Below are 14,878 nucleotides of genomic sequence, written 5' to 3'. Positions count from 1 at the left end.
AGCAATCGTTGGTCGTTAATTCCCTTTCCTTTTCACGCGAATCGTTTTTATTTGTTTAGGATTAAATGCTATCGTTATTTGTGCTGATGTTTCATATTTTTCAGCTAATATTCCTGTAAAATCCACTTCATAAATGGAGCTTGGTTCAAACCCAAGATTTAATCGTGTCAATTGCCGTTCATTAGTTGGATTAAACATGCGAATATCAAATGTATTCTCTTCTTTTTGTATGAAAGAAGAGAATGCAATGGTAGAGGAAGATTGATTGAACAACTTCCCTCCCTCTTTCAATACATATGATTGTTGGGTCAAGATTTGCTGACGCATTACTTTTGCAGTATTCAATGACTGATGACTTGTCCCTAAAACCAAGCCATATTCAAATTCATACGTCCCTAAACACTGAGCACCTGGCGTTTCGAATCCAGGTGCTGCACCATTTCCACGGGTACGCAAATCTCGTCTTGATAACCAACCAACACTTCTTACCATCGTTAGGAATATGAAATCATTTCCTTGAAAATGATCCACTTCATACTCTTGCAAACCCCTATGCACAAGTTGATGCTCCATTGCCAATACAGTTGAAAGGGTTGGATATTGGTTCATGACCGCTTCTTTATTTTTAGGCATATCCCATACCTTTTCCCTAATCGTTTGCCGTTTTACTAAATCAAAAGCTGTATCCCCATAGCTTTCATCTGCTTTTGATGTTGCAAAGCCAATTCGAAGCTTTTGGTCTTTTGCCTGATTATGAATTACTGTTTTGAATGATATAAATCGTCGACCTTGATGAAGTGTGATTGTCGTCGTCATTTTATTCACAACATATTCTTCGCTTGGACCTGTTCGATTTTCATTCAAGGAAGCTGGTAACTTCATTTCATAATGAAGCGTCATGGATTGATATGATTTCCCTTTTACAATATCGCTAACACCCTTTACAATCGCCAGACTGTATGGATCATTGACAGGCGGCGAATAGTTATACGCATCCCCCGCATCTAACGAGGAAAGAAACTGATGCTGATTTTCATAAACTTTATTTGTTTCTAAATCTGTTATGATTATTCCATTATTGCTGCATTGAATATGATAAAATTCATTGTCAATTTCACTTTCATCCACGATTTTGATTCCCTCAGCTTCCATGCAAACCCGCTCGATCCGAATTCTTTTGGTCTCCACTCCATCAAAGGGTAAGACGAAAGAAACATCATATATTACGTATTCAGCATAATGAGGCTCAGCTAAAATATGGCGTAAAAACACTTCCCGTTTTTCTTTTTTTATAAGATCAATCGCTATTTCTTCATCCTCGTAAATGAGGGTGATTCCGCCTAGATCGAGAGCCGCTGGAATGAGAATCTGGGTTTTCACAGGATAGATGCCTGCAACAGGTGTGTTATTCATTACATAAAGATAGTCATTTTCTATCTTGTCATTCAAGTATTCAAAAGGATATTCATTATTCAATGTGTCTTTAGAAAATTGACGAATCGCACTTAATACTTTTTGTGTCCTCGTTTCCATCTCAGTATGAACTTCATCTACACTACAACCACAAATACTATCATGTGGCTGGTTTTGTAAAATGAGTTTCCACACGTATTCGATGAATTGGGATGAATTCGTATTCCCGTTTGTCCACACATTCAACGCTTCCAATGTACCGATGGCTTGATCCTCACACATTTGATTTTGGTTTTTCAGATAAGAACGTGTTGAATATACACCAGGTAAAATAAATATTTTTGAAGGGTCCCGTTGCTCACCAACGATTGTTTCTACCGGTTCTTTTCCTGAGAATGATTGCACATAATGGGACATTAATGATTGCTTAAATTCAATTTCCTTATAGCAGGCATTTAATTCATTGATCCGTTCATTTATATCTGGACATGTATAGGTATGATCCGCTCCGTTCATGACTAATGCACGTCCATACGTCAAATATGGGGAATTGCTTTCTAAATAGGTTTTTGTCTTTTCAACATAGTCATCATGCTTCAAGAAGGTCTGATAATATCCTTCAAAAAGAGGCAGCACAAATGTAAAGACCTTACTTCCATCTGCACCTTCCCACGTATTTTCGAATGCACTTGAAATGGCCCCTCGCCATACGATGGCCGTATCAATGTTGTATCCCTTGAAAATTTGGGGCATTTGGCTGTTATGGCCAAACGTATCTGGCAAATATCCAATATTATAGGCAGATTGATAGGCCTTTGATTTTTTGATGCCAATTTCCAAGTTCTTTAAGATCGATTCACCGGAAACGAGAAACTCATCAGCTAACAAGTACCACGGTCCGACTTCAATCTTCCCTTCTTTAATGAATGTTACAAGACGCTCATATTCATCTTGGCTTACAATTTCTTGATAGTCCTCTAAAACGATGGTTTGTCCATCCAGAAAAAAATTATCAAGATTTCCAGAATCCAATAACCCTTGGACATAACACAGCCCATTTCGTAATTTATAACGGAATTCTTCAAACGTTTCGTACCATTCACGATCCCAATGTGTATGATTTAACACATGTACCTCTTTAATGTTTTTCATATTTCACTCCCCCATCTCAACAAGCTGTTGCTTAAGGAATGCGCCATCGATTTTATTGAGATCTACATTATGTGTAATGGAGTATGCGCACGCTAGCCCCGCTGCTTGTGCCATATCCCGAATGGTCGGTTGGATACGCAGCGACGCCTGCATGAGAAATGTGCTTGAAACATGGCGGCCGACAATGATCAAGTTATTCACTTCATGGGTAATCAATGATCTGTATGGTATTTCGTAATACTCACCACGAGAGAACCGAGCCTTTTCCACCTTTTCTTCACTGACGCTATGCACGTCAATATACCAATCGCCCCTTGCGATACCGTCATTAAATCGGGCGCGGTTCACATAGTCCGTTTCCGATAAAACGTATTGGCCGATAATTCGGTACGATTCGCGAATGCCCAGTTGAGTTGCTTCCTTCAATAAGTAAGCATGCTTAAATCCAGGGATATAATTCGTTAAGAAGTTTGATAATCTGCGAATCATCATGCGCCCTTTCGAAACTGCTTCCGAACGAAGAACAGGATCTGTCGTTTGATAAATATCCGGGATATGAGGGCAATTAAAAGACATGACTGTAGGTTTTCCAGGTTGGGTGAATGCTTGGAAATAGCGTAAATCTTCTTCCTCTAAATCGCCATTAAGCAAGCCCTTTTGAAAAAACGATTCCAACACATGACCGTTTCCTGGAACCATTACGATTTCGAAGAACATGGGGTTTTTAATTTGGCAAAACTTTTCGTTTCGAGATAAGATGAATTCCCGTAAAGCGGCTATATCAATGCCACCCATTTCGAACCGGAACGATATTTGCTGGTTTTGTCCGTCTTGGTTACCCGATTCAACTGGGACTGCAGCTGTTCTCGATAGAACCGCATCTGCTGTTGCATCGACAAATGTCTTTCCCTTGATCGCCACTAATCCGTTGCATGTGTTTACGATGATATGGGTAATTTGTTTGCCTTCTTTTAGACAATCTACATAATTGGCATCATATAATAGATGCCCACCACGCTCAATAATCAACTGCTCCAATACATAGCTTAACGTTTCAACGTTAAACCAACTACAGGCAGTGGTCCCATCAAACGTATCGATTTGCTCTTTATGTAACCGCTCGATGATTAATTGATTCACACGCTGTCCTTTTACAAAAGTCGGCATCATCGGAGAAACTAACGCATTCGTTTGAGTACCTCCTAAAGAAATCGTTTTCTCTATGACAAGTGTCTGTATGCCTTCGTCTAAAGCGGCGATCGCTGTTGCCGCCCCGCCTGTTCCTCCTCCAACCACAACGCAATCAATATCCCAAATAATCGGCAATTCCCGACCAAAAAATGAGATTGTTCCCACCTTCACTCACCTCTTCCATTTAGAATTCGTGTCGTTTTTTTTAGACAGTTCAGCATCAATTTACCTATTAAATCATTACAATTATCCCTTTACCGCACCGTCCGTTGCCCCGGAAATAAAGTATTTTTGCAGCCAGATAAAAATTAATAAAGTAGGAATTGTCGTTAATATCGAAGCCGCACTTATTAACTTTAGATTTGAGCCATCGAAATTTTGTGAAAGCTGAGCTAAACCAATCGACAGGGTATACATGCTGCTTTCCGTGGAATTAAGCAACGGCCATAAATAATCCCCCCACGTACCCATGAAGGTGAAGATGGCCAGTGTAACCAAAGTAGGTTTCACTAGTGGTAAGGCAACTAAATACCACACTTTAAATTTATTCGCACCGTCCAGATAGGCTGACTCTTCAAGCTCTTTTGGGATTCTTAAAAAGGCTTGGCGCATCAAGAATATACCAAAGGCCGTTGATACTTGCATGACGACCAAGCCAATATGTGTATTTTGTAAGCCAAGGCTACCGGCAAGTTGGAATAAAGGCGCCATATACAGTTGAAAAGGCACCATCATCGTGGAAATGATTATTGCCAACACAACACTTCTCCCCCTAAAGTCCATACGTGCTAGCGGGTAGGCAGCCAAACTGCAAAATAACAAATTTAGTGGAATCGCTATTACCGTTACCACCAGGGTGTTTAAAAAGTACCTACCGAAATTGGCTTTATCAAAAGCGGTTACGAAGTTTTCTAGAGTAGGGGAAGCTGGAAGTATACTGCTGTAAATCCCTTCATTTGCTGCTTTTAATGACATGAACAAGGTAATCAAAAAAGGACCTACAGTGAGAATCGTGATAAAGATCATTAGAGTATAGAGCCACATTCTTTGATTGAATCGCTTCGATTTCATCATGTTCTCTCCTATCTATTTACGCTCTTAAATCATCTTCGCGGCTACTAGTTAATTTCATTTGAAGTAAGGATGCCCCAATAGCGAGAACTAATAAGACTATTCCTGCTGCCGAAGCGATGCTGACATCTAAATTCATGAATTTTTTGTATATATACATAACAAGAGTGGTCGTCGCACCAGAAGGCCCGCCACCTGTGGTTAAGGCAATTTCTTCAAACACCTTCATACCGGCGATGATTGTCATGACAGATACCAATGTAACAGACGGTGCAAGCATGGGAATGGTAATGTTCCTAAATTGTTGGAAAACGGAAGCACCATCGATACTGGCAGATTCATACACATCCTTTGGGATGGATTGCAGACCTGCTAAATAGATGATCATATAATATCCAAGCCCTTTCCAAACCGTGATCATCGATACTGCGAATAACGCTGTGGAAGATTGAATGAGTAGGTTTGTTGGAGAATCAAAGAGACCTAGCTTAACTAAAATCCCTGAAATGATTCCACTTTGTGAGTACAGCATTTTCCACATCAATGCCGCTACAACCATTGGTGTTACAACGGGCAAATAGTAGAGAATGCGGAACGTGGAAACGCCCCTGATCTTTTGGTTCACCAACACCGCCAAAATCATCGGTAAAAAGACATTCAGTGGCAGCACGATGATTAAGAAAATGAACGTGTTCAATAACGCCATCCAAAAATTAGCATCCGTAAAAATCTCTTTAAAGTTACTTAATCCAACGAATTCACCCGTACCCGCAATGATTTTATAGTCCAATAAACTCCATTGAAAGGCTTCTAAGATGGGTATGATGAGGAATGTTCCCAAAATTAAAAGTGATGGTATTAAAAAGAACCACGGTGCCACATGTCGCATACTTAGTCTACTTTTCTTTTGCGTGCCGACTTTCACTTTAGCATTTGGAAGTACAACAGGTCCCCTGCTCATGTTTCTCTCTCCTTTTAAAAAAGAAGATAGCTTTTTTTACAAAGCTATCCGCTTTTCCCTTCATTAAAATGTCACTTTTTCATCTGACTTTTCAAATGCTTTATTCCATTCTGATGATAGTTGTTTGACAGCTTCTTCAGGTGTTAGCTTGCCTTGTAAGTTTTTAACAAAAATATTCTTAGTCGATTCACGTAATTCAGCGCTACTTTCCGTTGGTGGAATTAGTACCTTTGCACGCTCTAAAGACTCCGATGCCTGCAGCATACCAAGTGCCTTCGGTGATTCCCCAGGATTTTTAAAGTAATCATCCTCTAAAGAATCTTTCGTAGCAGGTAATACTGTTCCTGCCGTTTTCGAAAATTCCAATTGGTTCTCTGCATTGGTAACAAATTCAGCCAGTGCAACAGCCGCTTCTTTGTTTTTTGTTTTTGCCGGTACTGCGAAGTTCATGACCGCAACGTTCACTGGTGCACTTTCAGACTCTAACGGTTGACCGGCTTTGGATGCTTTATATACGTCTGGCGCACCAGATTCTATTGGTCCTAAAAACGTTACGCCACCTTCCAGGAATGATGTATTACCCGCCATGAACAGCTCTTGGCCCGTTTTTAACGATCCTTCCGCTGTTTCTTGAGGAATTAATCCTTCCTTATACATCTTTTGTGTATAGGTGAAATAGTCGATAATGTCTTTGTTAGTTTCAAACACTGCTTTTCCATCTTTCACCATCGATTTTCCGTTTGAAAGGGAAACCATTTTTTCCATAATCGTATTTCCGTCATTGATTACTGGATAATAAGAAGGTTTTCCTGTTTTGTCCGTTATAGCCTTTGCCGTATCATAGATGCCTTTTATCGTTGTCGGCAAATCTTCAATTCCTGCTTGGTCGAAATGATCTCCGTTATACCAAGAAATTGTTGTCGTTAAATACCATGGCAATGCGTACAACTTATCTTCATATATACCTGATTTGTATGGGCCTTCTACGAACGAATTTTTCGTTTTATCGCTTACCATATCCGTTAAGTCCAATAAACCGCCTTGAGCTGCAATATTAGACATATAGTGTGGATTTAAGTTGACCACATCCGGAACATCTTTACCCGTAAGCGATGTTAGTACTTTTTGTTCCATTTCATTTTGGGGAATGTCCTCTATCGTGACATCCAAATCAGGATGAAGCTTTTCAAATTTTTTCTCAAGCTCATCAAAATATGTATCAAATGGCTCCCCTGCCAATGATGCCGTCCATAATGTTACCTCACCGCTCAACTCTCCAGATTTCGATGTGCTCGTCTTCTCGGCCCCTTCCTTATTACACCCTGCCAATAAACTCATTGAAAGTGCAGCCGCCAAAGTACCAGTAACGACCTTATTAATCTGTTTTCCCATTTCCAGTCCCCCTTTTAATCTACTTGAAAACGTTTTCTTATCAATAATAATAAAAGAGAATTAATTCCATTTCAACGGTTTTCGAAAATTAATTTTTAAAATTTATAAATATTGAAAATAATTTTCATTTTGATCTTTCTTATTGAATCCCTCGTTTAATTCGGTCCAAGCCTTTTGTATCGAAGACCATCTCAAAACTATACTTACACTTCGCAGAGTCCGCATCAAACTGGCCTGTTATTTAAAGGCTGTTATTCACCAAGTAATGCAATGTGGATGATTGCCCCTCCCTTGAACGTTTTTTCATTAATGAAAATTAATTTCATAAAAATGAATAAAAGAAAAATTATTTAAAAATCCAGTTGTTAAATATGTAAACTTTGTTTATAGTTTCCTTGAAAGCGTTTTCTTATAATTCCGCCTATGATACCCACTTTGCCTTTCATCCGTTTGTCCACCTAGAACTAACTACAGCAGGGTAACCAATAAAACGAAAAGGAGCACATATTATGAGTAGAAAATTGAGAGTGATCAATAGCTCTATTTTTGCTTCAAGCCTAGTTTTATCATCTTTCGGATCGGGGAGCAGCGTTACAGCCCAACATCCAAGCACTTCTGTCGATATATTGACCATCAAGGATCATTCTGGGGATCACATGATCATTGGCGGGACGAACCAACTTGCCAACGAAAACAAATTGATCGTTTTTAATGACACCTTCAGCTATTACACGGAAACAAAGAAAGGCAGTAAAGAAGTCATCCTTGAAAAGAAGGGATTAAATACATATCGGGTGAAAGCTAAGACCGATGGTGATAGCCCGATTCCCCGGAATGGCCTTGTTCTTTCAACCGGTGCTAAGACAACTGCCGAGATAGATTCCTTCCTATCACAATTAGAAAGCGGAGAAACAGTTACCTTATTGGAACCTGTCGTGAAGAAGGAAGAAAAAGTCGCTAATGCAATCGACCCTACAGCGGCATCCAATCCAGCCGGAGCACCATTCGATGGATTTAGAGGCCCTGATCAATTGATTGTATATCACCCATCTTTTGGAGAAACAACTAAAACCAATGCATATGGTTACGAGATTACCGTTGAAAATGGGTTCGTTACGAAATTAGGAGGCGGAGGTTCCCGGATTCCGGCAAACGGATATGTTGTGAGCGGACATGGGATAGCAGCGAAATGGCTTACATCCCATTCGATTATAGGCTCTAAAGTCACTGTAGATGAAAATGGCTCTGTAAAAATCATTCAAGATGTTGATAGTTATGCATATCAAAGTAAGCAAGCCATTAAACAAGCTAAAGCATCTATGGAAAAATCCAAAACTATTTATTTGGATGTTGCTATGAATAAAGCGAAGAAGTCGATCTCCAATTCTGAAAAACTATTAATTGAAGCAGAGACTATAAAAGAAAGAGACCCCGTTAAAGCACTTGACCTCACACGGCAAGCGACCCAGTCTGTTTATGACGCCTACTATTATTCTTTGCCATCGAATGTAGCGGAACAACGCGCCATTTGGTATCGTCCGGAGGAAACGACACTTGAGGGAGTCAAACAAGTACTTGACCGTATGGAAGAGGCGGGTTTCAATTCAGTCTATCTTGAAACTACATTCCATGGCTATACGATTTATCCGAGTAAAGTGATGGAGCAGTATGGTATGCCAGGACAGCACCCAAGGTTTCAGAATGGCGAATACGGTCGTTATGGTAACGATTTGTTAGCTGCCTATGTGAAAGAAGGAAGAAAGCGAGGGCTTACGGTTCAAGCATGGACAGATGGCTTTATGGTCGGTGAAAGCAGCTTAGGAACTCCCCCAGCATTTAAAAACCACCCTGAATGGGCAGCCGTCCAACGACAAAACAATACAGGAGAACCACTCCCTGATACATCAAGCAAATACTATTGGTTGGATATCGCACAACCAGAAGTACAGAAATTCATGCTAGCCATATACAAGGAAATGCAGCTAAACTACGATATAAAAGGTTTGAATATAGATTATATGCGCTATCCGCATCATGATTTCGAGAAAAGCTACGGCTTTAGCACAAAAGTTCGTGCTTTGTATAAGGAACGGACTGGTAGTGATCCATTCACCCTCAACCCAGCGACAAACCCAGAACAATGGGAAGATTGGACAACTTGGTTGCGTACAAAAGAAAATGAATTCGTTGAGAAGTTGCATGATCAATCTAAAGATATTAACCAGAAATTCATGATGACAGCAACACCTGAACCAGGGCCAGAAGCGGTATTGATCAGCGATTGGAAAGATGATATAGATGGTGTCATCCCACAGGCGTATGGGCATGACTTCAATAGTATTCAAAAAACCGTTCAAGACAGCAAAGAGCTAATGCCTGATGGGACGATGTACTATACGGGAATATATTCTTTCTACCATCACCTTGATGAAATGATGAATGTGGATGATGTCCTATCTGCAAAACATGGTACGTCTGGAGCGAATATGTTCGCTTTCGGACAAGCCAGTGCCCCTTCAGTTGATGCATTAGGGAAAGGACCGTGGCGTGAAAAGGCTCTAAACCCTGGCGAAGAACCGATTTTGGCTGCTCAAACCGTATTAACAGAAATCGAAAGACAAATAAGTGACGTATATTTGGAGCAAGGAGCTCTCGATAAAAAAGAAGGTAAGGCTTTAAAACAATCTCTCAATCGATTAAATAAAGCCATTGATAAAAATCCAGAACACATGGATAAAGAGTTCAATTCAGTCATGGAACTAATCGATAAGTTAATGGACAAAAATAAGCTTAAACCAGTTGTAGGAGATAGGATAAAAAAACAACTCGGAGAAGCAAAAGAATGGATGGACTACTCATTGAACCATCAAAATCCTTCAAATTGAAGCGTATAAGCATCTTTTTTCCCTTTCATTGGAAATCCACTTATAATGAGTAAGAGGAACATATTAACATGGGTATCCATGACAAATTAACACGTGGAGGTAATGCAGATGAAAGTTGTCGCAATAGTGGGAAGTATTCGTAAAGAGTCTTATAACCTAAAGCTTGCCAAATATATTCAAACAAGATATCAAGATCGGTTCGATCTCGAAATCTTAAACATTCGTGATTTGCCTTTTTATGATCAAGATATTGAAAACGATCCTCCTGCCGTCGTGAAAGAGTTCAAAGGCAAAGTGGCCGATGCAGACGCAGTTCTTTGGGTAACACCTGAATACAATGGGACGATTCCCGGCGTATTGGGCAATGCCATCGATTGGTTATCACGTGTGGATAAAGTCTTGATTGGCAAACCATCATGGATCATGGGTGCGTCAATGGGGCAGCTAGGAACGGTTAAAGCCCAACTGCATTTACGTGATATCTTATTCGCACTAGGTATCTCCTCACCACTCCTACCAGGAAATGAAGTGTATGTAGGAGCCGTGCATGATAAGATCGACAGTGACGGAAGCCTTACACACGAATCGACTGTCCAATTCATCGATACCGTCGTAGATAACTTCATAGACTGGTATAATCATCATACTCGTTGAGGAATTTCAAATAAGATAACCGTTTATTTTGAGAATTAGAAAAAACACCTAAACTTACCTGCCTCCCATATATTGGGGACAGGTAGTTTACCTTTGCCTGAATGCTTATATCGATACATGGAGTGAGTTGGAATTTGCACTACTTTAGAATTGAAGTCTAGGTAAGGTATGAGATAAATATTGCTGTAAAATAAGCCAAAAAAACACCCCGTAAACGTTAGGTAAAAGTCTAACATTTACGGGCCAGTTCAAGTTTGCCTACATTAAATTTTCCAGTATTAATTTTGTCTGAAGAGTTCTATGTTTTTAGTATTTTTGGTAACTTATTGCACGGTTGTTGTGACAGAACCATGAGTATATTGGCCGGATTCACTAATATCTTTGGCTAAAACTGTGACAATATCCCCTTTATTTAAATTTGGAACTTGTACTGAATATACATCCGGGGAGTATTTATTTTTTTTGACGGTAGTAACCCACTTCCCATTTACATATATGTCATAAGTCGAGGCTATCTCCATTGTTTCACCTTCAATGGTGACGCTGTTTCCAGCTTTAAGGTTATTAACAGTTACTTTATCTTCAGGTCTACTCATATCACTTACACTGAATTCTTTTCCTTTAGTTACTTGGCCGGACGAATCTTTTGTATCCACTCGCAAAATATCGCCTGGCTTTAATCCTTCGCCTGGATAAGTGAAACTTGCTCTATTACCCCAAGCTTTATAATAGAAATAATAGATATTAGCTGATCCTTCATATTTGTCATTACGGTAAAAGTTGAGAGTTAGATCTTCCGCTGGATGTTCAACTTTTATTGTATTTTCTCCTGCATATGCTTCTAGAATAGTAATTTTACTATGGACTGAAGGACTAGATTCAGGAGTGGGATTTGAGTCTGGATCATCTGGCAGATGGCCTATTGCACTTCCGTTATTGTTCTCAGCCACTTCCTCCTGTTTTGGTTTCTCTTCCGGTTTAATTCCTGAAGTGGGATTTGAATCTGGATCATTTGGCAGGTATCCTACTGCACTCCTTGCATCTGCGGTGCTGTAAGCAAACCCCGATACTAACATGGTCACTACTGGTAAAGCTACGAATATTTTTTTCATTTTAATTCCCCCTTATTCATATTCAATATTTAGTTTATATGGTAATCATTAATAATCTTGTCATTTATCATGAACTTTATTTAACAAGTTAAAAGAGTTCCGGAAAGTTGAAAGCTTGCAATGATACTTTCCTTTGAGCGTTGACTCCTTCCGAAGGCTTTAGAGAGGAAGACGAATGAAAGGATTCGATGCCCTGCTTCTTGAGCTAAGTTCTAATAAAGCATACGAAATATAAACTGATCCTTGATCACTGTGAAGCATCAATCCTTCTGGTTTACCCAGCTCAATAGCTTCTTTCTACTACCTTTACAACCACCTTCGGCTCCAACTCCTTTGGATCTCCCGGTACTTTTTTGGATTCCAATTAAGCTTTTATCAAAATAGTACTTGGTTCCTATCTTTTTTCATTCTTAATTGCCTCCCACTTTATTTCTTCTTTATGCGTAATGCAAAACTCTTGCCCAAAGAAAAACATCACTAGATGAGGTTCCATGTTTTTGGGTGTTTTAGTAACTTATTGCACTATAGTTGTAACAGAACCATGGACGTACCGGCTAGTTGCATCCATATAACTGGCATAAACTGTTACAATATCTCCTTTATTTAAATTTGAAACTTTTGTTGAATATACTTTAGGGTTAACTTTATCTTTTACAGTAAATATAACCGGCTTTTCATTTACATATATTTCATAATAGGGGGCCATCTCCATTGTATTACCTTCAATTGTGACGTTATTTCCAGCTTTAAGGTTATTAACAGTTACTTTATCTTCAGCTACTTCTTCCTGTTTTGGTTCCTCTTCCGGTTTAACTTCTGAAGTGGTATTTGATTCTGGATTACTTGGCAGATGGCCTACTGCACTCCCATTATTGTTTTTAACTACTTCTTCCTGTTTTGGTTCCTCTTCCGGTTTTACTTCTGAAGTGAGATTGGATTCTGGATTATCTGTTAGATGGCCTACTGCACTCCTTGCATCTGTGGTGCTGTAAGTAAACCCCGATACTAACATGGTCATGACTGGTAAAGCTACGAATATTTTTTTCATTTTTATTTCCTCCCTATCTATATTCAATATTTAGTTTATATGGTAATCATTAACATTCTATTAATAGAAGATTAATAAATTTGTAATTTAATATTAACTTTATTTAACAAGTAAAAAGAGTTCTGGAAAGCTAAAGGCTTGCACGGATACTCTCCTTTGAGCATTGAAGCTCACGTACCTTTTATAAATTAGAAATTCCAACGTATGCAAGGCGCTTTCAAGAATATTGAAGGATAAAAAGGTTCCGGAATAGGTATCATTCCGAAACCATCTGTTGAGTATTTGCTGTTGGCGCTTGTTTTATCCTCTTCCAGCTTGGAACGAAGGATATTTTGTCATCCCGCCATCGGCGAACAACGTGATGCCCGTTACATAACTGGATTCGGAGGAAGCCAGCCATACAGCAACAGCGGCAATTTCCTCTGGCTTTCCGATGTACCCCATCGGAATCATGCTTTCGAGGTCTTTTTTCTTTTCGGGATCTTCCAGTTTTTCTGCATTTATTGGCGTGGCGATGGCACCTGGACCTATGCTGTTGACCCGAATTCCTTTTGGCGCATATTCAAGGGCCAAGGTTTCCGTAAGCAATTTTACGCCTCCCTTGCTTGCTGCATAGTGAACGAATAGAGGCCATGGAATCATTTCATGTACACTGGACATGTTTATCACATTGCCTTTTACATCATTCTCGACATAATATTTGATTGCTTCACGGCAGCCGAGGAAGTTGCCGGTCAAATTGGTGTTTATCACCCTATTCCAATCGCTTAACGGCATCTCATGAGATGGAACGGGATTTTCTATTCCTGCATTATTGATGAATACATCAAGCTTTCCGAACTTCTTTACTGCTGATTCAACAAGATTAATTACATCACCTTCAACGGTGACATCCCCTTTCACTGCTATCGCTTCCCCGCCGTCTGCTTTTATTTCTTCCAATACACTATCCGCTTCCTCCGGTTTCGAGCGATAATTAACCACGACCTTTGCCTTTTCCTGAGCAAAGCGAATGGCCATCGCTTTCCCCAAACCAGTTGACGAGCCTGTTATCACAACGACCTTGCCTTCTAAATCCTTATACATTCCATCACCCTCCAATTAACTTTTTGCCAATCCAAGCATGACCCCTGCTATGATGATCAATATTATTCCGATAACGATTCCAATTAGTTGGTGTTTCGTTTTCTTCTCGCGCAATATGATGATTCCGCCTAGCGTCGAGATGACAATGCCCATTTGTGACAGCGAAAAACTTGTAGCGACTCCCACTCGAGGCTGGGAAATGAATAAAAACATGTTTCCAGCAGCCCATATCAATCCGGGAATGATATTTCGAATGGCATATTTGTTAAACGGTTTATGTTTAAACGTCAATAATAGTCCACCTATCACCATCCCTATCGCTTGAGGGAATAGTGCTGACCAGCCATCTACATCAAAGAGCCGGGCCACGACCACATAAACCAAGTAACCGAAGGTGGAGATGAGGAGAATCATGATTCCTTTTTTCAAGTTTCCCGATTTCCCCTCTTTTGATTCTTTATCTTCCAAAGAGGTCAGGACAATTCCGATAATGATGAAAACTAGTGCCAAAACGCCTAAAATGACCGCCTTCATCGTCGACCACTCATGGAAAACGATGACCCCGAATAACGTGGTCGAAATGAGCTGCAACCCAGTTGATATCGGCATCGTTTTGGAGACCCCCATTAAATCGATGCTCTTTAGCTGATTGGCTTGTCCAACCGCCCAAAACAGACCAGACACGACGCCGACGCCAAATACCAAAAGGGAAAGCTTGATATCGGCAAAAATATAAACGCCGATTGAGAATATCAAGGCCCCGATCGTTGTTCCCAGTGTCTGACTATAAGGTCCGCCTCCCAGCTTCACATTAAATAAAACGATGCTTCCCCAAAACACTGCCGGCAAGAGCGCTAATACTATATCCATCTTCAACCCCCATATATGTATGTCCAAACTAAAGCAGGAAAAT

Annotated in this window: 11 protein-coding genes; 2 read left to right on the top strand and 9 right to left on the bottom strand. The window is 39.9% G+C overall.

Annotated features, from left to right (window positions below; translation table 11 throughout):
• Positions 1 to 15: 15 nt before the first annotated feature.
• The 5 genes from MHI53_RS05045 to MHI53_RS05025 all read right to left on the bottom strand — a co-directional run bounded on the left by MHI53_RS05045 (position 16) and on the right by MHI53_RS05025 (position 7,180).
• Positions 16 to 2,565, bottom strand: coding sequence for a glycoside hydrolase family 38 C-terminal domain-containing protein (locus MHI53_RS05045; RefSeq protein WP_340372916.1), 2,550 nt, complete (start codon positions 2,563 to 2,565; stop codon positions 16 to 18).
• 3 nt (positions 2,566 to 2,568) lie between these two features.
• Positions 2,569 to 3,927 (bottom strand): FAD-dependent oxidoreductase, encoded by a 1,359-nt coding sequence (locus MHI53_RS05040; RefSeq protein WP_340372915.1) that lies wholly within the window; start codon positions 3,925 to 3,927, stop codon positions 2,569 to 2,571.
• 75 nt (positions 3,928 to 4,002) lie between these two features.
• On the bottom strand, positions 4,003 to 4,827 hold the full coding sequence (locus MHI53_RS05035) for a carbohydrate ABC transporter permease (protein ID WP_061143281.1): 825 nt from the start codon (positions 4,825 to 4,827) through the stop codon (positions 4,003 to 4,005).
• A 19-nt stretch (positions 4,828 to 4,846) separates the two neighbouring features.
• Positions 4,847 to 5,788 carry a sugar ABC transporter permease gene (locus MHI53_RS05030; RefSeq protein WP_061143282.1) on the bottom strand — a complete coding sequence of 314 codons (942 nt, stop codon included), beginning with the start codon at positions 5,786 to 5,788 and terminating at the stop codon, positions 4,847 to 4,849.
• A 63-nt stretch (positions 5,789 to 5,851) separates the two neighbouring features.
• The gene (locus MHI53_RS05025; RefSeq protein WP_340372914.1) at positions 5,852 to 7,180 is read right to left on the bottom strand and encodes an ABC transporter substrate-binding protein; all 1,329 of its coding nucleotides are present in this window, start codon (positions 7,178 to 7,180) and stop codon (positions 5,852 to 5,854) included.
• 509 nt (positions 7,181 to 7,689) lie between these two features.
• On the opposite strand from MHI53_RS05025, the gene MHI53_RS05020 reads away from it, so the two are divergent.
• Positions 7,690 to 10,065 (top strand): family 10 glycosylhydrolase, encoded by a 2,376-nt coding sequence (locus MHI53_RS05020; protein WP_340372913.1) that lies wholly within the window; start codon positions 7,690 to 7,692, stop codon positions 10,063 to 10,065.
• Between the two features lie 108 nt (positions 10,066 to 10,173).
• On the top strand, positions 10,174 to 10,719 hold the full coding sequence (locus tag MHI53_RS05015) for an NAD(P)H-dependent oxidoreductase (protein ID WP_061143285.1): 546 nt from the start codon (positions 10,174 to 10,176) through the stop codon (positions 10,717 to 10,719).
• Positions 10,720 to 11,042: 323 nt separating this feature from the next.
• On the opposite strand, the gene MHI53_RS05010 is transcribed toward MHI53_RS05015, so the two are convergent.
• From MHI53_RS05010 to MHI53_RS04995, 4 genes are all read right to left on the bottom strand, one after another.
• On the bottom strand, positions 11,043 to 11,831 hold the full coding sequence (locus MHI53_RS05010) for a hypothetical protein (protein WP_340372912.1): 789 nt from the start codon (positions 11,829 to 11,831) through the stop codon (positions 11,043 to 11,045).
• A gap of 514 nt (positions 11,832 to 12,345) precedes the next feature.
• Positions 12,346 to 12,879, bottom strand: coding sequence for a hypothetical protein (locus MHI53_RS05005; protein ID WP_340372911.1), 534 nt, complete (start codon positions 12,877 to 12,879; stop codon positions 12,346 to 12,348).
• A gap of 300 nt (positions 12,880 to 13,179) precedes the next feature.
• A complete protein-coding gene (locus MHI53_RS05000) occupies positions 13,180 to 13,965 on the bottom strand; it encodes an SDR family oxidoreductase (RefSeq protein WP_061143288.1) in 786 nt (261 codons plus the stop codon).
• A gap of 15 nt (positions 13,966 to 13,980) precedes the next feature.
• A complete protein-coding gene (locus tag MHI53_RS04995) occupies positions 13,981 to 14,835 on the bottom strand; it encodes a RhaT/GlcU family sugar-proton symporter (protein WP_061143289.1) in 855 nt (284 codons plus the stop codon).
• Positions 14,836 to 14,878 lie beyond the last annotated feature (43 nt).

Origin of the sequence: Peribacillus sp. FSL E2-0218, from assembly GCF_037992945.1 — a bacterium.
GTDB classification, from domain to species: Bacteria; Bacillota; Bacilli; order Bacillales; family DSM-1321; genus Peribacillus; species Peribacillus simplex_B.
The sequence above is the reverse complement of the archived record's forward strand: the minus strand, read 5'-3'. Positions and strand labels throughout refer to the sequence as shown.

Excerpts from the sequence above, each read along its gene's own strand:
- MHI53_RS05030 (WP_061143282.1), bottom strand. The coding sequence starts at position 5,788 with ATGAGCAGGGGACCTGTTGTACTTCCAAATGCTAAAGTGAAAGTCGGC.
- MHI53_RS05045 (WP_340372916.1), bottom strand. The coding sequence starts at position 2,565 with ATGAAAAACATTAAAGAGGTACATGTGTTAAATCATACACATTGGGAT.
- MHI53_RS05020 (WP_340372913.1), top strand. The coding sequence starts at position 7,690 with ATGAGTAGAAAATTGAGAGTGATCAATAGCTCTATTTTTGCTTCAAGC.
- MHI53_RS05010 (WP_340372912.1), bottom strand. The coding sequence starts at position 11,831 with ATGAAAAAAATATTCGTAGCTTTACCAGTAGTGACCATGTTAGTATCG.
- MHI53_RS05035 (WP_061143281.1), bottom strand. The coding sequence starts at position 4,827 with ATGAAATCGAAGCGATTCAATCAAAGAATGTGGCTCTATACTCTAATG.
- MHI53_RS05025 (WP_340372914.1), bottom strand. The coding sequence starts at position 7,180 with ATGGGAAAACAGATTAATAAGGTCGTTACTGGTACTTTGGCGGCTGCA.
- MHI53_RS05005 (WP_340372911.1), bottom strand. The coding sequence starts at position 12,879 with ATGAAAAAAATATTCGTAGCTTTACCAGTCATGACCATGTTAGTATCG.
- MHI53_RS04995 (WP_061143289.1), bottom strand. The coding sequence starts at position 14,835 with ATGGATATAGTATTAGCGCTCTTGCCGGCAGTGTTTTGGGGAAGCATC.
- MHI53_RS05015 (WP_061143285.1), top strand. The coding sequence starts at position 10,174 with ATGAAAGTTGTCGCAATAGTGGGAAGTATTCGTAAAGAGTCTTATAAC.
- MHI53_RS05000 (WP_061143288.1), bottom strand. The coding sequence starts at position 13,965 with ATGTATAAGGATTTAGAAGGCAAGGTCGTTGTGATAACAGGCTCGTCA.